The sequence below is a fragment of the Kitasatospora sp. SC0581 genome (genome assembly GCF_048159585.1).
Lineage (GTDB): Bacteria > Actinomycetota > Actinomycetes > Streptomycetales > Streptomycetaceae > Kitasatospora.
Window position 1 is genome coordinate 197971 of sequence record NZ_JBLRWA010000005.1, and the last position, 20407, is coordinate 218377.

General features: G+C 74.7%; 15 protein-coding genes and 1 pseudogene. 9 read left to right on the plus strand and 7 right to left on the minus strand.

From position 1 onward, the window contains the following. The first annotated feature begins 161 nt into the window (after positions 1 to 161). The 7 genes from ACLWS4_RS11845 (at position 162) to ACLWS4_RS11875 (ending at position 11875) form a co-directional block, all read left to right on the plus strand. The gene (locus tag ACLWS4_RS11845) at positions 162 to 1799 is read left to right on the plus strand and encodes an acyclic terpene utilization AtuA family protein (RefSeq protein ID WP_416874135.1); all 1638 of its coding nucleotides are present in this window, start codon (positions 162 to 164) and stop codon (positions 1797 to 1799) included. Then, positions 1796 to 3394 (plus strand): acyl-CoA carboxylase subunit beta, encoded by a 1599-nt coding sequence (locus tag ACLWS4_RS11850; protein WP_416874061.1) that lies wholly within the window; start codon positions 1796 to 1798, stop codon positions 3392 to 3394. Before ACLWS4_RS11845 ends, ACLWS4_RS11850 begins: the two co-directional genes overlap by 4 nt. A 13-nt stretch (positions 3395 to 3407) precedes the next feature. Next, positions 3408 to 5348, plus strand: coding sequence for an acetyl/propionyl/methylcrotonyl-CoA carboxylase subunit alpha (locus tag ACLWS4_RS11855; protein ID WP_416874062.1), 1941 nt, complete (start codon positions 3408 to 3410; stop codon positions 5346 to 5348). 13 nt (positions 5349 to 5361) lie between these two features. Next, positions 5362 to 6531 (plus strand): acyl-CoA dehydrogenase family protein, encoded by a 1170-nt coding sequence (locus ACLWS4_RS11860; RefSeq protein WP_375873644.1) that lies wholly within the window; start codon positions 5362 to 5364, stop codon positions 6529 to 6531. A 384-nt stretch (positions 6532 to 6915) separates the two neighbouring features. After that, positions 6916 to 8514, plus strand: coding sequence for a 4-coumarate--CoA ligase family protein (locus ACLWS4_RS11865; RefSeq protein WP_049659698.1), 1599 nt, complete (start codon positions 6916 to 6918; stop codon positions 8512 to 8514). A 113-nt stretch (positions 8515 to 8627) separates the two neighbouring features. Continuing rightward, positions 8628 to 9248, plus strand: a complete 621-nt coding sequence (locus ACLWS4_RS11870; protein WP_049655195.1) for a TetR/AcrR family transcriptional regulator — start codon at positions 8628 to 8630, stop codon at positions 9246 to 9248. A gap of 149 nt (positions 9249 to 9397) precedes the next feature. After that, complete coding sequence (locus tag ACLWS4_RS11875) at positions 9398 to 11875, plus strand: SpoIIE family protein phosphatase (RefSeq protein ID WP_416874063.1); 2478 nt, start codon at positions 9398 to 9400, stop codon at positions 11873 to 11875. A gap of 75 nt (positions 11876 to 11950) precedes the next feature. On the opposite strand, the gene ACLWS4_RS11880 is transcribed toward ACLWS4_RS11875, so the two are convergent. The 7 genes and pseudogenes from ACLWS4_RS11880 to ACLWS4_RS11910 all read right to left on the minus strand — a co-directional run bounded on the left by ACLWS4_RS11880 (position 11951) and on the right by ACLWS4_RS11910 (position 18572). Further along, complete coding sequence (locus tag ACLWS4_RS11880; protein ID WP_380739562.1) at positions 11951 to 13534, minus strand: MFS transporter; 1584 nt, start codon at positions 13532 to 13534, stop codon at positions 11951 to 11953. A gap of 128 nt (positions 13535 to 13662) precedes the next feature. Beyond that, positions 13663 to 14199 (minus strand): annotated as a pseudogene (locus ACLWS4_RS11885) (TetR/AcrR family transcriptional regulator); the annotation flags it as partial. A gap of 159 nt (positions 14200 to 14358) precedes the next feature. Further along, on the minus strand, positions 14359 to 14751 hold the full coding sequence (locus tag ACLWS4_RS11890; RefSeq protein WP_053112231.1) for a cell division protein SepF: 393 nt from the start codon (positions 14749 to 14751) through the stop codon (positions 14359 to 14361). A gap of 294 nt (positions 14752 to 15045) precedes the next feature. After that, positions 15046 to 15561, minus strand: a complete 516-nt coding sequence (locus ACLWS4_RS11895) for a DinB family protein (protein ID WP_049655198.1) — start codon at positions 15559 to 15561, stop codon at positions 15046 to 15048. A gap of 94 nt (positions 15562 to 15655) precedes the next feature. Continuing rightward, positions 15656 to 16372 carry a TVP38/TMEM64 family protein gene (locus ACLWS4_RS11900; RefSeq protein WP_259316442.1) on the minus strand — a complete coding sequence of 239 codons (717 nt, stop codon included), beginning with the start codon at positions 16370 to 16372 and terminating at the stop codon, positions 15656 to 15658. A gap of 86 nt (positions 16373 to 16458) precedes the next feature. Beyond that, positions 16459 to 17229, minus strand: a complete 771-nt coding sequence (locus ACLWS4_RS11905) for a dienelactone hydrolase family protein (protein WP_375873648.1) — start codon at positions 17227 to 17229, stop codon at positions 16459 to 16461. Positions 17230 to 17321: 92 nt separating this feature from the next. Further along, positions 17322 to 18572, minus strand: coding sequence for an MFS transporter (locus ACLWS4_RS11910; protein ID WP_416874064.1), 1251 nt, complete (start codon positions 18570 to 18572; stop codon positions 17322 to 17324). 109 nt (positions 18573 to 18681) lie between these two features. Between ACLWS4_RS11910 and ACLWS4_RS11915 the strand changes: the two genes are divergently transcribed. Continuing rightward, entirely contained in the window at positions 18682 to 19866 is a 1185-nt protein-coding gene (locus tag ACLWS4_RS11915; protein WP_416874065.1) for an ROK family transcriptional regulator, read from the plus strand. 105 nt (positions 19867 to 19971) lie between these two features. Continuing rightward, the gene (locus ACLWS4_RS11920) at positions 19972 to 20388 is read left to right on the plus strand and encodes a TOBE domain-containing protein (protein ID WP_181970475.1); all 417 of its coding nucleotides are present in this window, start codon (positions 19972 to 19974) and stop codon (positions 20386 to 20388) included. Positions 20389 to 20407 lie beyond the last annotated feature (19 nt).

The following is a 20407-nucleotide window of genomic DNA, read 5'->3' on the forward strand; positions in this document are numbered from 1 at the left end:
TGCTTTTTTCTGCGGGCGGTGCCACGCTGCTGGCGGTGGCGCCCGTCGAAGGGTGCGCCCAACTCACCGGCAGGGGAGGCGCATTGGTGCGCGACGGCGCGGTACTGCGGATCGGCAACGCCTCGGGGTTCTACGGGGACCGCTTCGCCGCGGTGCGGGAGATGCTCACCGGCGGGCCGCTGGACGTGCTCACCGGGGACTACCTGGCCGAGCTGACCATGCTGATCCTCGCCCGGGACCGGCTGAAGGACCCGTCGCTGGGCTACGCCCGGACCTTCCTGCGCCAGATGGAGGAGTGCCTCGGCCTGGCCCGCGAGCGCGACGTGAAGATCGTGGTCAACGCGGGCGGCCTCAACCCGGCCCGGCTCGCCGAGGAGCTGCGCGCGCTGGCCCGGCGGCTCGGCGTCGAGGTGGCCGTCGCCCATGTCGAGGGCGACGACCTGCTCCCGCGCCGGGACGAACTCGGCCTGCCGGAAGGCCTGTTGGCCGCCAACGCCTACCTCGGCGGGTTCGGCATCGCCGCCTGCCTGAGCGGCGGCGCCGACGTGGTGGTGACCGGCCGGGTGACGGACGCGGCGCTGGTCGTCGGCCCCGGGATCGCCCGCTTCGGCTGGACCCCGGAGGACCTGGACGCCCTGGCCGGCGCCGTGGTGGCCGGGCACGTCCTGGAGTGCGGCGCCCAGGCGACCGGCGGCAACTACGCCTTCTTCCACGAGCACGACGTGACCCGCCCCGGCTTCCCGCTGGCCGAACTGCGCGCCGACGGCTCCAGCGTGATCACCAAGCACCCGGGAACCGGCGGCGCCGTCACCACCGGCACCGTCACCGCCCAACTCCTGTACGAGACCGGCGGACCGCGCTACCTCGGCCCGGACGTCACGGCCCGGCTGGACACCGTGCGGCTCACCGAGGAGGGGCCGGACCGGGTCCGGATTGACGGCGTGCGCGGCGAGGCCCCGCCGCCCACCCTGAAGGCGGGCCTCAACCGGCTCGGCGGCCACCTCAACGAGGTGGTGTACGTCCTCACCGGCCTGGACATCGAGGCCAAGGCCGCCCTGGTGCGGCGGCAGTTCGCCGACGCGCTGCCGCCCGCCGCCCGTCCCGCCGAGCTGCGCTGGACCCTCGTCCGCACCGACCACCCGGACGCCGCCACCGAGGAGACCGCCTCCGCGCTGCTGCGGCTGACCGCCCGGGACCAGGACCCGGTCAAGGTCGGGCGCCAACTAGGCAAGGCCGCCGTCGAATCGGGGCTGTCCGGGTACCCGGGCTTCCACCTCACCGCCCCGCCCGGACCGGGCACGCCGTACGGGGTGTTCAGCGCCGTGTCCGTCGACCCGAAGGCCGTCGAGCACACCGCCGTCCTGCCGGACGGCCGCCGGATCGCCGTACCGCCGGCGCCCGTCACCGGCCACACGGCCCAACCCGACCGGCCCGAAGCCGAGTTGCCCGAACCGCTCCCCGAGGGCCCGACCCGGCGGGCCCCGCTCGGCCTGGTGGTCGGCGCCCGCAGCGGCGACAAGGGCGGGGACGCCAACCTCGGCGTCTGGGCCCGCTCCGAGGACGGCTGGCGCTGGCTGGCGCACGTCCTCACCGTGGAGAAGCTGCGCGAACTGCTGCCCGAGACCGAGGAGTTGCCCGTCACCCGGCACCTGCTGCCGAACCTGCGGGCGGTCAACTTCACCCTCACCGGCCTGCTCGGCGAGGGCGTCGCCGCCCGGCACCGCTTCGACCCGCAGGCCAAGGCCCTCGGGGAGTGGCTGCGCGCCCGCCACCTCGACATCCCGGAGGTCCTGCTGTGACCGTGCTGCCCACCCGCGTCGACCCGGCCGGGCCCGAGTACGCCGGGCACCGCGCCGCGATGGTCGCCAAGCTCGCCGAGCTCGACGCCGAGCACGCCAAGGCGCTGGCGGGCGGCGGCCCCCGGTACGTGGAGCGCCACCGCGGGCGCGGCAAGCTGCTGGCCCGCGAGCGGATCGAGCTGCTGGTCGACCCGGACTCCCCGTTCCTGGAGCTGTCCCCGCTGGCCGCCTGGGGGAGCGACTACCCGGTGGGCGCGGCCCTGGTCACCGGCATCGGGGTGGTCGAGGGCGTCGAGTGCGTGATCACCGCCAACGACCCGACGGTGCGCGGCGGCGCCAGCAACCCCTGGACCCTGCGCAAGGCCCTGCGGGCCAACGAGATCGCGCTGGAGAACCGCCTCCCGCTGGTCAACCTGGTCGAGTCCGGCGGCGCCGACCTGCCCAGCCAGAAGGAGATCTTCATCCCCGGCGGCGCCCTGTTCCGCGACCTCACCCGACTCTCCGCCGCCGGAATCCCCACCGTGGCCGTGGTGTTCGGCAACTCGACGGCCGGCGGCGCCTACGTGCCCGGCATGTCCGACCACACCGTGCTGGTCAAGGAGCGCGCCAAGGTCTTCCTCGGCGGCCCGCCGCTGGTGCGGATGGCCACCGGCGAGGAGGCCGACGACGAGTCGCTCGGCGGCGCCGAGATGCACGCCCGGATCTCCGGGCTGGCCGACCACGTCGCGGCGGACGAGGCGGACGCGCTGCGGATCGCCCGCCGGATCGTCGCCCGGCTCGACCACCGCAAGCCCGGCCCCGGCCCGGACCGGGGCGCCGAGCCGCCCAGGTACGACGAGGAGGAGCTGCTGGGCATCGTCCCGGGCGACCTCAAGGTGCCCTTCGACCCGCGCGAGGTGATCGCCCGGATCGTCGACGGCTCCGACTTCGACGAGTTCAAGCCGCTCTACGGCACCAGCCTGGCCACCGGCTGGGCCCGCCTGCACGGCTACCCGGTCGGCGTCCTGGCCAACGCCCAGGGCGTGCTGTTCAGCCAGGAGTCCCAGAAGGCCGCCCAGTTCATCCAGCTGGCGAACCGGCGGAACACCCCGCTGCTGTTCCTGCACAACACCACCGGCTACATGGTCGGCAAGGACTACGAGCAGGGCGGCATCATCAAGCACGGCGCGATGATGATCAACGCCGTGGCCAACTCCACCGTCCCGCACCTGTCCGTGCTGATGGGCGCCTCCTACGGGGCCGGCCACTACGGCATGTGCGGCCGGGCGTACGAACCGCGCTTCCTCTTCTCCTGGCCGAGCGCCAAGTCCGCCGTGATGGGCCCGCAGCAGCTCGCCGGGGTGCTGTCGATCGTCGCCCGGCAGTCGGCCGCGGCGAAGGGCCGGCCGTACGACGAGGACGCGGACGCGGCGATCCGGGCGATGGTCGAGCAGCAGATCGAGGCCGAGTCCCTGCCGGTGTTCCTGTCCGGCCGGCTCTACGACGACGGCGTCATCGACCCGCGTGACACCCGTACGGTGCTCGGCCTCTGCCTGTCCGCGATCCACAACGCCCCGGTCGAGGGCGCCCGTGGCTACGGCGTCTTCCGGATGTGAGGGACCCCAGACGATGATCACCAACCTGCTGGTCGCCAACCGGGGCGAGATCGCCCGCCGGGTCTTCCGGACCTGCCGGGAACTCGGCATCGCGACCACCGCCGTCCACTCCGACCCGGACGCCGGCGCCCCGCACGTGCGCGAGGCCGACGCCGCCGTCCGGCTGCCCGGCGCCGCGCCCGCCGACACCTACCTCCGCGCCGACCTGCTCGTCCGCGCCGCGCTCGCCGCCGGGGCCGACGCCGTCCACCCCGGGTACGGATTCCTCTCCGAGAACGCCGACTTCGCGCGGGCCGTGCTGGACGCGGGCCTGGTCTGGGTCGGCCCGCCGCCCGCCGCGATCGCCGCGATGGGCTCCAAGACCGCCGCCAAACGGCTGATGGCCCAGGCCGGGGTGCCGGTGCTGGGCGCGCTCACCGAGCCCGCCGAGGCCGACCTGCCGCTGCTGGTCAAGGCCGCGGCCGGCGGCGGCGGGCGCGGCATGCGGGTCGTCCGGAGCCTGGCCGAGCTCCCCGGCGAACTGGCCGCCGCCCGCGCGGAGGCGGCCAAGGCCTTCGGCTCGGACGAGGTGTTCTGCGAGCGCTACCTGCCCGCCGGGCGGCACGTCGAGGTCCAGCTGCTGGCCGACGCCCACGGCACCGTCTGGGCGGTCGGCGACCGGGACTGCTCGCTTCAGCGGCGGCACCAGAAGGTGATCGAGGAGGCCCCGGCCCCCGGCCTGCCGCCGGAGGTCCGCGCCGAACTGCACGCGGCGGCCCGCGCCGCGGCCCGGGCGATCGGCTACACGGGCGCCGGCACCGCCGAGTTCCTGCTCGCCGGGGACGGCCGGTTCTTCTTCCTGGAGATGAACACCCGCCTCCAGGTCGAACACCCGGTCACCGAGGCCGTCACCGGCCTGGACCTGGTGGCCCTGCAACTCGCCGTCGCCGAGGGCGCCGAGCTGCCGCCCGACCCCCCGGCCCCCGCCGGCCACGCGATCGAGGCCCGGCTCTACGCCGAGGACCCGGCCAAGGACTGGCAGCCGGCCACCGGCACCCTCCACCGGTTCGAACTGACGCTCCCGTACCAGGAGTTCACGTGTGCCGGAGCGGGCTCCGGCACCGGCCTCCGGCTGGACTCCGGCGTGGAGTCCGGCAGCGAGATCACCCCGCACTACGACGCGATGCTCGCCAAGGTGATCGCCTGGGGGCCCACCCGCGCGGCCGCCGCCCGCCGGCTCGCCGACGCGCTCGCCCGCGCCCGCGTCCACGGCCCGGCCACCAACCGGGAGCTGCTGGTCCGGGCGCTGCGCCACCCGGCCTTCCTGGCCGCGGACCTGCACACCGGCTTCCTGGCCGAGCACGCCGCCGACCTCACCGCCCCGGACACCAAGGGCGTCGACCGCGCCGCGCTGGCCGCCGCCCTCGCCGACGCCGCCGGCCGCCGCGGCGCGCTGCCCTCCGGCTGGCGCAACCTGCCCTCCCAGCCGCAGCTCAAGCGCTACCGGGCCGAGGACGGCACCGAGGCGGCCGTCCGCTACCGGCTCACCCGCACCGGCCTGCTGGCCGAGGACCACCCGGACGTCGAGCTCGTCGAGGCCGCGCCGGACCGGGTCGTGCTGTCAGAGGGCGGGCTGCGCCGCACCTACCGCGTCGCCCGGTACGGCGACCGGGTGCACGTCGACACCCCGGCCGGCGGCACCGCGCTCACCGCCCTGCCGCGCTTCCCCGAACCCGTCGTCCGCACCGACCCCGGCGCGCTGCTCGCCCCGATGCCCGGCACCGTCGTCCGGGTCGCCGCCGCCGTCGGGGACACCGTCACCGCCGGCCGGCCGCTGCTGGTGCTGGAGGCGATGAAGATGGAGCACCGCGTCGTCGCCCCGGTCGACGGCACCCTCGTCGAACTGCGCGCCACCCCCGGCCGGCAGGTCGAAACCGGCACCCTGCTGGCCGTCGTCCGGCCCACCGAAGCCTGAGGAAGGACCCCGCATGTCCATCGGCAGTCAGCTCCTGGAGACCCCCGAACGCCAGACCCTGCGCCGGGCCGTCGGCGACCTCGGCCGCCGCTACGGCTCCGCCTACTACCTCGCCAAGGCCCGGGCCGGCGAGCCCGCCGACGAACTGTGGGCGGAGGCCGGCAAGGCCGGCTACCTCGGCGTCAACCTGCCCGCCGAGTACGGCGGCGGGGGCGGCGGCATCACCGACCTCGCCATCGTCCTGGAGGAGCTCGGCGCCGCCGGCTGCCCGCTGCTGATGCTGATCGTCTCCCCGGCGATCTGCGGCACCGTGATCGCCCGCTACGGCACCCCGGAGCAGCAGCGGCGCTGGCTGCCCGGCCTGGCCGACGGCAGCCGCAGGATGGCCTTCGGCATCACCGAACCGGACGCCGGCTCGAACTCGCACCGGATATCCACCGTCGCCCGCCGGGACGGCGAGGACTGGCTGCTGACCGGCCGCAAGGTCTTCGTCTCCGGCATCGACCACTCCGACGCGGTGCTGTTCGTGGCCCGCACCGAGGACGCACGGACGGGGAAGCTGAAGCCCTGCCTGTTCGTCGTCCCGCGCGACACCCCCGGCTTCGAGTACCGGGCGATCCCGATGGAACTCGTCGCCCCGGAGAAGCAGTTCCAGGTCTTCCTGGACGACGTCCGGCTGCCCGCCGACGCCCTGGTCGGCGACGAGAACGCGGGCCTGCTCCAGCTGTTCGCCGGTCTCAACCCCGAGCGCGTCCTCACCGCCGCCTTCTCGCTCGGCCTCGCCCGCCAGGCCCTCGGCAAGGCCGTCGAGTACGCGAAGACCCGCACCGTCTGGTCCACCCCGATCGGTGCCCACCAGGGCCTGGCCCACCCGCTGGCCCAGTGCGCGGTGGAGATCGAACTGGCCCGGCTGATGACCCAGAAGGCCGGGCTGCTCTACGACGCGGGCGAGGACCTCGCCGCCGGGGAGGCCGCCAACATGGCCAAGTACGCGGCGGGGGAGGCCGCCGCCCGGACGGTGGACCAGGCGGTGCAGACCCTCGGCGGCAACGGCCTGACCCAGGAGTACGGGCTGGGCGCGCTGCTGACCGCCACCCGGGTCGGCCGGGTCGCCCCGGTCAGCCGCGAGATGGTGCTCAACTACGTCGCCCAGCACACCCTCGGGCTGCCGAAGTCGTACTGAGCGGCCGCCGCCGGTGGTCCTGAGCAGCCGCCGCCGCACACGCCACCCCGGTCGGCCACCCGTTCGGTGTCGCCCGCCAGGGTGGTGCCGGCGCAGGCCTTGACGTAGCCGTCGCCACCGGGCGCGGCAGGAGCGGGACGGGGCCGGACAGGGGCCCCACAGCGGGGAGTTCCGCGGGCGGGGCCGCTCCCGGAGGCGGGCGGCCGTGGTGCGCGCCCTCCGGTCGGGCGCCCCCCGGGAGCGACCGTGCCACGGATGGTCCATTACGGGTTCCCCACAATGGCCGAGCCAGGCCCCCTACTGTCCGTATGCTCCTGAACGCGCCCCGCACGGAACTGCTAGCCGGTTTTGTTGCTACGTCAACTTCCATACTGGAGGCCCACCTTGGTGTTCCGAAGCGAGTTCCCCGACGTTGCCGTGGTCGACCTGCCGATCCACGAGGCGGTGCTCGGCGCCGCGGCGAAGTACGGCGACCGCCCGGCCCTGATCGACGGCGTCACCGGCGAGACCACCAGCTACGCCCAACTCGCCGACGCCGTCGAGCGGGTGGCCGCCGGACTGGCCGAGACAGGCGTCCGCCGCGGCGACGTCGTCGCCCTCTTCAGCCCCAACTCGACCGCCTACCCGATGGCCTACTACGGCGCGACCAGGGCCGGCGCCACCGTCACCACCGTCTCGTCCTTCGCCACCCCCGCCGACCTCGCCGGCCAGCTGCGCGACAGCGGCGCCCGCTGGCTCGTCACCGTCTCCCGCTTCCTGCCGACCGCCCGTGCGGCCGCCGAACTCCTCGCCGAACAGGGCCGCCCGCTGGCCGAGACCGTCGTCCTGGACGGCGCCGAGGGCCACCGCTCGCTCGCCGACCTGCTGGCCGCCACCGGCCCCGCCCCCGAGGTCGCCATCGACCCGGGCGAGGACATCGCCGTACTGCCGTACTCCAGCGGCACCACCGGCCTGCCCAAGGGCGTGATGCTCACCCACCGCTCGATCGCCACCAACCTCTCCCAGTGCGACGCCCTCTACCGCCCCGCCGAGGGCGAACGGGTGCTCGCCGTCCTGCCGTTCTTCCACATCTACGGACTGGCCGCGCTGCTCAACCAGCCGCTGCGCTGCGGCGCCACCGTGGTCGTGCTGCCCCGCTTCGACCTGGAGCAGTTCTGCCGCACCGTCCAGGAGCACCGGGTGCAGGCCCTGGTGGTGGCCCCGCCGATCGCCCTCGCGCTGGCCCGGCACCCCGTCGTCGAGCAGTACGACCTCTCCTCGGTCGAGTACCTGCTGTGCGCCGCCGCCCCGCTCGACCACGAACTCGCCGACGCCTGCGCCCGGCGCCTGGGCCTGCCGCACCTGCTCCAGGGCTACGGCATGACCGAGCTCTCCCCGGTCACCCACGTCGTCTCCCCGCGCGAGGGCGACCCCTCGCCCGGCTCGGTCGGCCGGATGGTCCCCTCCACCGAGCTGCGGATCACCGCCCTGGACGGCTCCGACGGCGACCTCGGGCCCGGCGAGCCCGGCGAGCTGCTGATCCGCGGCCCGCAGGTGATGAAGGGCTACTTCGGCCGCCCCTCCGAGACCGCCGCGGTGGTCGACGCCGAGGGCTGGCTGCACACCGGCGACGTCGGCTTCGTGGACGAGCGCGGCTACCTGTACATCGTCGACCGGGTCAAGGAGCTGATCAAGTACAAGGGCTACCAGGTCGCCCCCGCCGAACTGGAGGCCGTCCTGCTCGGCCACCCGCAGATCACCGACGCCGCCGTGATCGGCGTCCCGGACGCCGAGGGCACCGAGTGCCCCAAGGCCTTCGTGGTCCGCGCCCCGGGCAGCACCCTGACCGCCGAGGAGGTCACCGGGTACGTCGCCGGACAGGTCGCCCCGTACAAGAAGGTCCGCCTGGTGGAGTTCGTCGACACCGTCCCCAAGTCCGCGGCCGGCAAGATCCTGCGCCGCGAACTGCGCGCCCGCGAGGCCGGGCGCGCCGCCGCCCGCTGACCGGCCGGGGCAGCCCCGGCGGCCGGGGACCGGGGCGCGTCTGTGAGGATCGTCCCGCCGCGCCCCGACCGGCACCCGCCGCGCCCCGACCGGAACAGGAACCGCCCGCCGCCATGACCAGCCACCCCGCCGCCCGCACCCCGCAGCAGGACCGCAGCCGAGCGACCAGGGCCCGGCTGCTCGCGGCGGCCGTGGACTGCCTGGCCGAGCTCGGCTGGCACGGCTCCACCGTCACCGTCGTCGCCGAACGGGCCGGGGTCTCCCGGGGCGCGGCCCAGCACCACTTCCCGACCCGCGAGGACCTCTTCACCGCGGCCGTCGAGCACGTCACCGCCGAGCGGCTGGCAGCCGTCCGCGCCCACGCGGACGAGCTGCCGACCGCCGGCCCCGACCGCACCGGGGCCGTGGTCGACATGATCGTGCGGCTCTACACCGGCCCGCTGTTCCGCGCCGCCCTGCACCTGTGGACCGCCGCCGCCACCGAGGAGGCGCTGCGCGAGCGGATCATCGCCCTGGAGGGCCACGTCGGCCGGGAGGCCCACCGGGCCGCCGTCGAGTTCCTGGACGCCGACGAGAGCCGCCCCGGGGTGCGCGAATCCGTGCAGGCCACGCTGGACCTCGCCCGCGGACTGGGCCTCGCCAACCTGCTCACCGACGACAGCCACCGACGTTCCGGCGTGATCCGGCAGTGGGCGGGCGTTCTGGAGAGTACGCTGCGGCCGGTACGCCCATGACGCCCGTACACCCGGAGCGACCGGACGCCCCCTGACCAAAGGGGTCGCCGGGCGGCCGATGTCCGTGCAGTCTGGAGAAGAATCCCGGCCGGCACCGACCGCGAGGCCCACCCGGCCGGGCACGAGCCGAACCGGGGTGCTGCCTGATCATGCACGGACACGAGTGGGACGCGACCGCCGCCGACCCGGCACCGGGCCGTGCCCCGGTACGTCCCGAGGGCGCGAACCCCGAAGGCCACCGGCTCGTCCCGCTCGCGACGGCGCTGCTCCAGGACGACGGACTGATCCTGCACTGGAGCGAGGACGCCGAGGCCCTGCTCGGCTACTCCGCCGAGGAGGCCGTCGGCAGCTACGCCGCCCAGCTGCTCACCGACGGCTCCGACCGCTCCGAGGTGCTCGGCCTCTTCCAGCGGATCATGACCGGCAGCGGCTGGTCCGGCGTCTTCCCGGTGCGCCACCGCGACGGCCACAAGGTCGAGCTGGAGTTCCGCACCTACCCGATAGCCGGCCCGGCCGGCACCCTGCTGCTGCTCGCCACCGCCTCCGACACCCGCGCCCTGCACGCCGTCGAGGCCGACCTCGCGGTCCTGGACGGCATCTTCGGCCGCTCGCCGATCGGCATGGCCGTCTACGACACCGGACTGCGCTACATCCGGATCAACGAGGCACTCGCCCGGATGAACGGGGTGCCCGTCGCCGCCCACCTCGGCCGCCGGATATCCGCCGTCCTGCCCGGCATCAACAGCGCCGAGATCGAGCAGATCATGCGCCAGGTGCTCAAGACCGGCAAGCCCGTCGTCGACGCCCGCTCGCACGGCCGGGTCCCCGGCGACCCCCGCCGGGACCGCGCCTGGTCCGCCTCCTACTTCCGGCTCGAGGACTCCACCGGCCGGATCTTCGGGGTCTGTTCCTCGATCATCGACGTCACCGAGCGCTTCCAGGCCGAGGCCCGCGCCGCCCGGGCCCAGGAACGGCTCGCCACCATCGCCGAGGCGACCGCCCGGATCGGCACCACCCTCGACCTCCAGCGCACCGCCGAGGAACTGATCGAGGCCGTCGTCCCCCGGTTCGCCGACTTCGCCACCGTCGACCTGCTGGAGCCGGTGCTGCGCGGCGCCGAGCCCACCGCGATCCCCTCCGACCGGAACGTCACGCTCCGCGCCGTCGCCGTCGGGGAGTCCTACGAGAGCGGCCTCGCGCACGCCGTGGACGTGGTCGGCGAGACCTCCGAGTACGCCCCCGACCGCAGCTACACCCAGTGCCTGCGCGCCGGGAAGCCGCTGCTGCGCACCCACGTGGACGAGGACGTGCTGCGCGGGCTGGTCTCCAGCGAGGAGCGGGTGGCCCCCGGGATGGCGGCGGGCATCCACTCGTACCTGATGGTGCCGATCACCGCCCGGGGCATGGTGCTCGGCGGCTCCGAGTTCATTCGGATGCGCAACCCCGAGCCGTTCACCGCCGCCGACGTCGCCCTCGCCGAGGAACTGGTCGCCCGCACCGCGCTGGCCCTCGACAACGCCCGGCTCTACCGCCGCGAGCGGGAGACCGCCCTCACCCTCCAGCGCAGCCTGCTGCCGCAGGAGGTGCACCGCACCCTCGGCCTGGAGATCGCCTACCGCTACCTGCCCAGCAGCGTGGTCAGCGAGGTCGGCGGCGACTGGTTCGACGTGGTGCCGCTGTCCTGCGGGAGAGTCGCCCTGGTGGTCGGCGACGTGATGGGCCACGGCATCCGGGCCGCCGCCACGATGGGCCAGCTGCGCACCGTCGCCCGGACCCTCGCCACCCTCGACATGCCGCCCGAGCAGGTCCTCACCCGGCTGGACGAGACCGCCTCGGGAATCGGCGAGGGCCAGTTCGCCACCTGCATCTGCGCGGTGTACGACCCGCTGGAGCGCACCGTCCAGGTCGCCTCGGCCGGGCACCTGCCGCCGGTCCGGGTCGCCCCCGACGGCACCGCCGCCCGGGTGGACGTGCCGCCCGGGGTGCCGCTGGGCGTCGGCGGGGTGGCCTTCGAGTCGATCGAGTTCACCATCCCCGAGGGCGGCATGGTCACGCTCTACACCGACGGCCTGGTCGAGCGGCGCGGCGAGGACCTGGACGCCGGGATCGACCGGCTCGCCAGCACCCTCTCCGGCCCCGGCCGGACCCTGGAGGAGAACTGCGACGCCGTCCTCGCGGCGCTGGTCACCGACGGCACCGAGGACGACATCGCGATGATCATGGCCCGGGTGCTGCCGCTGCCCGCCGACCGGGTCGCCACCCTGCCGCTGTCCGGCGGCGGCCGGCTGCCCGGCAGGGCCCGCCGCTTCACCCGCGCCACCCTGGAGGCCTGGGGCCTGGCCGCGCTCACCGACTACGCCGAGCTGCTGGTCAGCGAGCTGGTCACGAACGCCCTGCTGCACGCCGACGCCCCGCGCCGGCTGCGGCTGTTCCGCGACCGGGTGCTCACCCTGGAGGTCGCCGACGCCGGCGGCCAGACCCCGCAGCTGCGCCCGTTCGCCGAGCAGGACGAGGGCGGGCGCGGGATGTTCCTGGTCAGCGAGCTGGCCCAGCGCTGGGGCAGCCGGCTCACCCGGGACGGCAAGGTGGTCTGGGCCGAGCTGGAGCTGCCGTTCGGGGTCTCGTAGGTCCCGTAAGGAACGGTGGTTCCGTACACGAGAACGGCCGTTCCCCCGGGGGGAACGGCCGTTCTCGGTGCGCTGTTACGCCTTGACGCTCGGCTGCGCGGCCGACACGTCGACGGCGCCCTCCGGGCCGGTCCCGGCGCCCGTCTCCGCCCCGGCCGTCGGCTCGGACAGCCCGCGCAGCAGCCGCCAGGCCATCACGGCCGCGCCGACCAGCAGCGCGGCGGCCAGCAGCCCGGCGCTGTTCATGCCGTGGACGAAGGACTCCCGGGCGCTCGCCAGCAGCGGCTGGGCGAGCTCCGGGGACAGGCCCTGCGCCGTCTCGACGGCCGAGCCCAGCGATTCGCCGGCCCGGGCGGCGGCCGCCGGGTCCGTCCCGGCCGGGACCGCCAGCCCGTTCGCGTAGATCGAGCCGACCACCGAGCCCACCAGCGCGATGCCGAGCGCGGTGCCCAGCTCGTACGCCGTCTCCGAGACCGCCGAGGCGGCGCCGGCCTTGTCGGCGGGCGCGGCGTTCAGCACCAGGTCGGCGCCGAGCGTGTAGACCACGCCCTCGGCCGTCCCGACCAGCAGGAAGGAGGCGGCCAGCAGCAGGTAGGTGGTGTCCTGCTCCAGCCAGCCGAGCGCGCCCACGCCCAGACCCATCGCCAGCAGACAGGCCGTCAGCGCCTTGCGGGCACCGTAGCGGCGGGCGATCAGGGCGGTCAGCAGGCCGCCGACCACCGATCCCGCGAAGGCCGGCAGTTCGGCCAGGCCCGCCTGGAGCGGCTGGTAGCCGCGGACCAGCTGGAGGTACTGCGAGACCACGAAGATCACGCCGGAGAGCCCGATCAGGGAGATCAGCGAGGCCGACACGGCCGCGGTGAACCGGCGGTCGCGGAACAGCCGGACGTCGAGCAGCGGGGTCTCCAGCCGCAGCTGGCGGCGGACGAACACGAACAGCGCGGCGGTGCCCAGGACGAAGGCGACCGGCACGTCCCAGCGGTCCACGCCGTGCGCGGCGGCCTCCTTGACCGCGTACACCGCGCCGATCACGCCGGCCATCGACAGGACGACGCTCAGCACGTCCCAGCGGCCCGGCTTCGGGTCCTTGGACTCCGGCAGCAGCCAGGCGCCGAACACCAGCAGCAGGATCAGCACCGGGATGTTCAGCAGGAACACCGAACCCCACCAGAAGTGCTCCAGCAGCACCCCGCCGACCACCGGCCCGAGGGCGGCCCCGGCGGTGGCGGCCGCGCCCCAGATGCCGATCGCGGTGGCCCGCTCCCGGTCGTCCGGGAAGAGGCCGCGGATCAGCGAGAGCGTGGAGGGCATGATCGTCGCCCCGGCCACGCCGAGCAGGGCGCGGGCCACGATCAGCCAGCCGGCGCTCGGCGCGTAGGCGGCCAGCAGCGAGGCGGCGCCGAACGCGGCGGAGCCGGCCAGCAGCAGCTTCTTGCGGCCGATCCGGTCGCTCAGGGCGCCCATGCTGACCAGCAGGCCGGCCAGCACGAAGGAGTAGGAGTCGCCGATCCAGAGCAGCTGGGTGCCGCTGGGGCGCAGCGTCTCGCTGATGGACGGGATGGCGAGGGAGAGGACGGTCGCGTCCAGGGCGACCACGGTCACGGCCAGGACGAGGACGGCGAGGCCGGTCCAGCGCTGGCGGGCGGTCAGGGTGTTCATGGTGTATCGGTGTCCGGCCTGTGGTCGGCGGTGCTGTGGATGGGGGTGGTGACGGCAGCGGTGCTGCGGTCGACGGTGCTGGGGGTGGCGCTTTGGGCGGCAGGGACGGGCGTCCGCGCGTCCGGTCTGCGCAGCGCGCCGCCGAGGAACAGCTCGGCGAGCGAGAAGGCGGCGTCGCGCGGGGCGAGCCGGCCGTCCTGGATGGACCAGCCGACGCCGGCCACCAGGTCGAAGAAGGCCTCGCTCAGCCAGGCGGCGCTCAGCTCGATGCGGAACACGCCCTGCTGCTGGCCGCGCAGGAAGAGCGCGTGCAGCCGGGCGATTTGGACCTCCCAGAGGTCGTTGATGTCGTCGTTCTCGTAGAGCTGGTTCTCGCCGGCCAGGAAGGCGCAGAGCATGGCGTCCGGGACGGAGGCGTCCACCAGGCGGCGCAGCGCGGCCTCGGCGTCGCCCTCTTCGACCTCGGCGGTGTCCAGCGCGGCGGCGAACCGGCGCAGCCCGAGCAGGCCGACCTCGCGGATCAGCGCGTCGCGCCCCGGGAAGAGCCGGTGCAGCGTGGCGCGGCTGATGCCGGCGGCGCGCGCGATCTCGTCCAGGTGGGCGGTCGGGCGGCGGGAGAGCACGCCGACGGCGGCTTCGAGGACGGTGTCGCGGTCGGTGGCCATGGACCGAGTCTAGTTCATATGAGACACCGATGTCTCATTCTTTTGTTCGAGCTCTCAGGTGATGCGCGGGCTCTCGGTGCTCGGGCAGCAAAAAACCGGGGACGGTGGGTGTACCGTCCCCGGTTCCGGGGTGCCTGTGAGCCCTCGCGGGGCGGCGGCTCAGCTCTGGTTGTAGAAGCCGGTGTCGTCCATCGGGCGGTCGATCACCATGACCTCGACGTCGGCCGGGGTGAGCAGGAAGACCCTCCGGGCGATCCGCTCGATGCCGCCCCGGGTGCCGAAGATCAGCCCGGAGGCGAAGTCGACCATGCGCTTGGCCTCGGCCTCCGACATCTCGGTGAGGTCCATGACCACCGGGATGCTCGCCCGGATGTGCTCACCGACCGTCCGGGCCGCCTCGAAGCCCGTCGGCCGCAGGGAGACGATCTTCGTGGGCGCGGGGGCGGCCGGAACCGTCTCCTGATCGACCCACTCGTCGTCGTACACCGCGGCCGGGTAGTTCCCCGAGGGCATCAGCCACCCGTTGTGGTGCTCGTCGCGAAGTGCTCCCATGCCGCGCCTCCCTGCCTCGTCCCGTCCTGGTCCCCCGGGGGTGCGTGCCGTTCTTGACACGTCATCCACTCGTCGGAACTGTCCGAGTATCGCACTGTTCACCGGTCCCGTGCCCGCTCGCAACCCCCGTACGAGTCGTGCCGCGCCGGAAACCCGGGCGAACCCGGGCACTCCCACTGACGCGGCGCAGCGCCGTACGGTTGCGCGCGTTGACCTTATCGGTCGCGGTCACGGCGTAATTGACCTTCTGTCAACAATGCGGAAACGATTTCACCCGCGGTGTCACCCGCAGGGTCACTCGCCGGTCGATCCGTCGATCAATTCGCGCAGAAGATCCGCGTGGCCGTTGTGTCGGGCGTACTCCTCGATCATGTGGGTGAGGATCCAGCGCAGCGTCACGGGCTGACCGCGGCGCGGCTTCTTGCCGACGGTCTCCAGCGGCAGGCCGGCGGCGGCGCTGCGGGCGGCCTCGACCTCGGCGCGCCAGACGGCGAAGTCGGCCGCGACGTCGGCGGTGTCGACGTCGTCGAAGTCGCCGTCCTCGTTCTCCTTGGTCCAGAAGTGCCCCTCGGCGTTCTCCTGGCCGAGCAGGACGGACTGGAACCAGTACTGCTCCACCTCGGCCATGTGCCGGACCAGGCCCAGCAGCGAGAGGTTGGACGGCGGGACGGAGCGCAGCCGCAGCTGGTCGTCCGTCAGGCCCTCGGTCTTCAGCGCGAGGGTGTGGCGGTGGTAGTCGAGGAAGGCGTGCAGGGTGGCGGCCTCGTCGGCCGTCATCGGCGGGTCCACCCGCGGGTCCGGTGCAGTCATGCGCGCCATCCTGGCCTCCGGCGGCGCACCGGCGCGAACGATTTTGTCCTGGTGGGCCGGGCTGGGGGAGTCGGATCGGACGGACGGGCCGGGTTCAGCCGGCCGTCGCCCGGCGGCGGGTCCGGGCCGCCCGCCACAGGCCCACCACGCTGCCCAGCACCAGCAGCGCGATCACCCCCGCCGACAGCAGGAAGGCCGCCGAGCCCGGCCGGCCCGCGCTGGCCGCCGCCGTGACGTACACCGCCGTGGTCGGCACCACGCCGATCGCGGTGGCGAGCACGAAGGGCAGGAAGCGGACCCCGGAGAAGGCCGCGCCGTAGTTGGCCGCCTGGAACGGCATGCCGGGCAGCAGCCGCAGCACCAGCACGCTGCGGAAGCCCTGTTCGGTGAACCGCCGGTCCAGCGCCCCGAGCACCTTCCCGCGCAGGTACGGGCGGAGCGCCTCGCGGCCGAGGCCCCGGCCGAGCACGAAGGCCAGGGCGGCGCCGACCGTGGTGCCGAGCACCGCCAGCAGCACGCCCTGCTGGATGCCGAGCAGCAGCCCGGCCGCGGCGTTCAGGGCCGGCCGGGGCACGAAGGCGAGCGTCCCCACCGCGTAGACCAGGGCGAACAGCGGGCCGAACCAGTAGCCCGGCATCCGGTCCGCCAGCCCGCCGGACAGCAGCTCCGTCGGGCTCCACAGCAGGAGCGAGCCGGCCGCCGCCGCGAGCACCGCGACCAGCAGGGCGAACCGCCACCACGGGGAACGCGGCGCGACGGCGGGCACCTGCGGTGCGAGGGGCGGGACGGGAACGGCATCGGGCTCGAACACCGCCCGAGCCTAACCGGTCCCGGGCCCCGGCCCCGCCGCCGTCCACGCCCCGGTCCAAGGCCTGGGGCGGGGGCCGGGATCAGGGTTCAGCGCGGCCGGGCGAGGAAGCCCAGCAGGCGCTGCCAAGCGTCCCGGGCCGCGTCGGCGTGGTCGACCGCGGCGAGCTCGAAGAAGTTGTGCGGCGCCCCCGGATAGGTGACGAAGGTGTGCGGGCAGCCGGCCGCGGTGAGCGCGGCGTCGAAGGCCTCGACGGCGGCGGCCGGGATGTGCTCGTCCGCGCCGCCCCAGAGGGCGAGGACCGGGGCGGTCAGCTCCGCCGCGAGCTGGGTCGGCCCCGGGGCGCCGTGGAGGGTGTCCGGGTAGCCGTAGAAGCCGACCGCGCCGGCCAGGCCGAAGCGCGGCGCGGCGGTCCGGAAGGCCTGCCGGCCGCCGAAACAGAAGCCGAGCGCGACCACCTCGGCGGGCCCGGCGGCGCGCAGCCGTTCCAGCGCTGCGGTGATGTCGGCGTCCAATCCCTCGGGGGTGAGCGCGAGCAGGTGGGGGAGCAGGTCCGGCAGTTCGCCGAATTCCGCCGGGCGCTTTTCTGGGAAGGCTCCGGCGGTGCGGCCGTAATAGTCGAGGACGAGCGCCGGGTGGCCCTGTTCGGCGAGCCGGGCGGCGGTCTGCCGGTAGAACGGGGAAAGGCCCCTGTTGTCCGGCAGGACGAGTACGCCGACTCCGGTGGCGACTTCCGGGCGGGCCAGGAAGGCGCCGAACCGGGTGCCGTCGGCCGAGGTCAGGGTCAGTGGGGCGGCCTCGGCCAGCGGCCACGGGGCGGGACCGGGGGCGGGCGGGGCGGCGTCCGGGTCGTAGCACACGGGGAATCCCTCTCGCGGAGCACGAAAACCGCCGGACGCGGCGCGCCCGGCGGTTCGAGACTTTAGCGGGGAATTCCCTCAGGAATTCATCATCATATCGTGGAGAGATCTTTTCCGGAAGGCTTTTCCGGTGACGTTGCGGTCACGTTCTCGCCGCCGGAATTCCGTTCGGCCAGCCGCAGCGCCCCGGCGCTCAGCAGCAGGGCGAAGGCGAGCGCGGTGACCAGTCCGAAGGAGACGGTCAGCGAGGTGGCCTGGGCGAGGGCGCCGATGACCGCGGGAGCGATCAGGCCGGAGGTGTAGGTGACGGTGGCGACGCCCGCGATGGCCTGGCTGGGGTTGCTGCCGATCCGGCCGGCCGCGGCGAAGGCGAGCGGGACGATCACCGCGATGCCGATGCCGAGGAGGGCGAACCCGGGGATGGCCAGCGCCGGGCTGTCGGCGGCGACCACCAGCAGGCCGCCGACGGTGGCCACGGCGCCGCCGACGCGGGTGGTGCGGACGGCGCCGAGCCGGCGGATCGCCGCGTCCCCGGCGAGCCGGCTGACCGCCATGGTGAGCGAGAAGGCGGTGTACGAGGCGGCGGCGACGGTGGCCGAGGCGCCGGTGACGTCCCGCAGGTAGACGCCGCTCCAGTCCATCGAGGCGCCTTCGGCGAAGACCGCGCAGAAGCCGACCAGCCCGATCACCAGCGAGCTGCGCGGCGGCAGCGCGAACCGCGGCGGCTCCTCCGCGCCCTCGTGCGCCCGGATGTCGGGCAGGCCGCGGCAGACCGGCTGGGCGAGGGCGAGCAGGACCAGCGCGGTGACGGCCAGTTGGAGCCGGGCGTCGAGGTCCAGGTGGGCGGCGAGGATGCCGAAGGCGGAGGCCAGCAGGCCGCCCGCGCTCCACATCCCGTGCAGTCCGGACATGATCGAGCGGCCGAGCCGCTCCTCGATCTCCACGCCCTGGGCGTTCATCGCGACGTCCGCCATCCCGGCCGCGGCGCCGTACACCAGCAGGGCCGCGCACAGCACCGGCAGCGAGGGGGCGAGCGCGGGCAGGGCGAGGGCCAGGCACCAGAGCGAGATCAGCCCGCGCACCGCGGCCCGGCCGCCGTAGCGGTGCACGAAGCGGCCGGCCAGCGGCATGGCGAGGGAGGAGCCGATGGCGGGCATGACCAGGGCCAGGCCGAGCTGGCCGGTGGAGAGGTCGAGGCGGTCCTGGAGCCACGGGATGCGGGTGACGAAGCTGCCGCTGACGGCCCCGTGCACGCAGAAGACCAGGGCGATGCTGGCCCGGGCCCGGCGGGGTGCGCTCAGCGGTTCCGGTGGTGGCGGTGGTGGCGCGGTGGTCCCGTTCATGGGGTGTTCCCTCCCGGTCGCGCGGTGTGGGGCGCGACAGTGCCCTGTGACGGTCGATAAACTATCAGGAAGGGACCCTGATAGAAACACTCTGGAAGGATGATCCGCCATGACCATCGCGCGTACGGCTACGCCGAGCACCGCCCGGGCGATCAACGACCGGCTGGCACTCAACCTCCTGCTCGAACAGGGTCCGCTGACCGCGACCGAGCTGCGCGGCCTCACCGGCCTGTCCCGGCCGACCGTCGCCGACCTGCTCGAACGGCTCCAGCGCACCGGCCTGGTGGCCGTCGTCGGCGAGCGCGGGGAACAGCGGCGCGGCCCCAACGCCCGGCTCTACGCGCTGGTCGCCTCCCGGGCCCACCTCGCCGCCTTCGACGTCCGCTCCGGCGGCGTCAGCCTGGTCGTCGCCGACCTGGCCGGGCGCAGCCTGGCCACCGCCGAGGTCCCGGTCGAGGGCGACGGCGGGCCGGACACCGCCGGGGAGATCGTCGCCACCCTGCTGGAGACCGCGCGCGGCGCCGGCGTCGACCGGCTGCACACCGTCGCGGTCGGCGCCCCCGGGCTGGTCGACCCGGCCACCGGGCGGCTGCAGAGCACCGGCAAGCTCCCCGCCTGGCACGCCGAACTCCTCGCCGCGCTGCGGGAGCTGCCCGGTACCGAGGTGATCCTGGAGAACGAGGTCAACCTCGCCGGGCGGGCCGAGTACCGGGTCGGCGCCGCGCGCGACCGCGACACCTTCGTCCTGCTCTGGCTGGGCCACAGCGTCGGCGCCGCCGTGATCCTGGACGGGCGGCTGCGCCGGGGCTTCTCCGGCGGCACCGGCGAGATCTGCTTCCTGCCCGTCCCCGGCACCGTCGGCCTGCCCAGCGCCGACAGCTGCGAGGGCGGCTTCCACGGCCTGGTCGGCAGCGCCGCGATCTGCGCGCTGGCCCGAGCCCACGGGCTGCCCGCCGACCCGGCCGGGGACGCCCCCGCCGCCGAGGCCGCCGTCCGGGCCGCCCTCGCGGCCGGCGAGGCGGGCGGGGGCTTCCTGGACGAGCTGGCCGAGCGGATCGCGATCGGCGCGGCGGGCGTCTGCGTGGTGCTGGACCCCGGCTGCGTGGTGCTCGGCGGCGAGATAGGCCGGGCCGGCGGGCCGGAGCTGGCCGGCCGGGTCGAGCGGCGGCTGGCGCTGCTCTCCCCGCTGAGCACCGAGGTGCGGGCCGGTGCGGCGGGCGGCGGCGCGGTGCTCGCCGGGGCGGTGCTCACCGCCGGGGACGCGGCACGGCGCGACCTCTTCGGCGAGCCATAAGGTATGCCATGGGGCGGCCCTCACATGATCGTCCGTACCGCCGGTACGGCAGGATGGCGCGGGGGCGCCCGCCCCGAGAACCCGAACCACCGTCAGGAGACGCACATGGGCCAGCCCGAGGTGCCGGCCAACCCGTACCGCATCGGCGAGGCCGCGGCGCTGCTCGGCGTCAGCGCCGACACCATGCGGCGCTGGGTGGACGCCGGGCGGGTCGCCGCCGCGCGGGACGAGCACGGGCACCGGATCATCCCGGGTGCCGAACTCGCCGCCTTCGCCCGGGAGTTGGCCCGGCCGGAGAACGCCGAGGCGGAGGGCCGGCCGTCCTCGGCGCGCAACCGCTTCCCGGGGATCGTCACCGACGTGGTGCTGGGCGACGTGGCCGCGCAGGTGGAGATCCAGGCCGGGCCGTTCCGGGTGGTGTCCCTGATCAGCCGGGACTCGGCGGTGGAGCTCAACCTGGTCCCCGGTGCGCCCGCCACGGCGGTCATCAAGTCCACCAATGTGATGATCGAACGCCGCTAGCCGGCCCGGTGGATCCCCG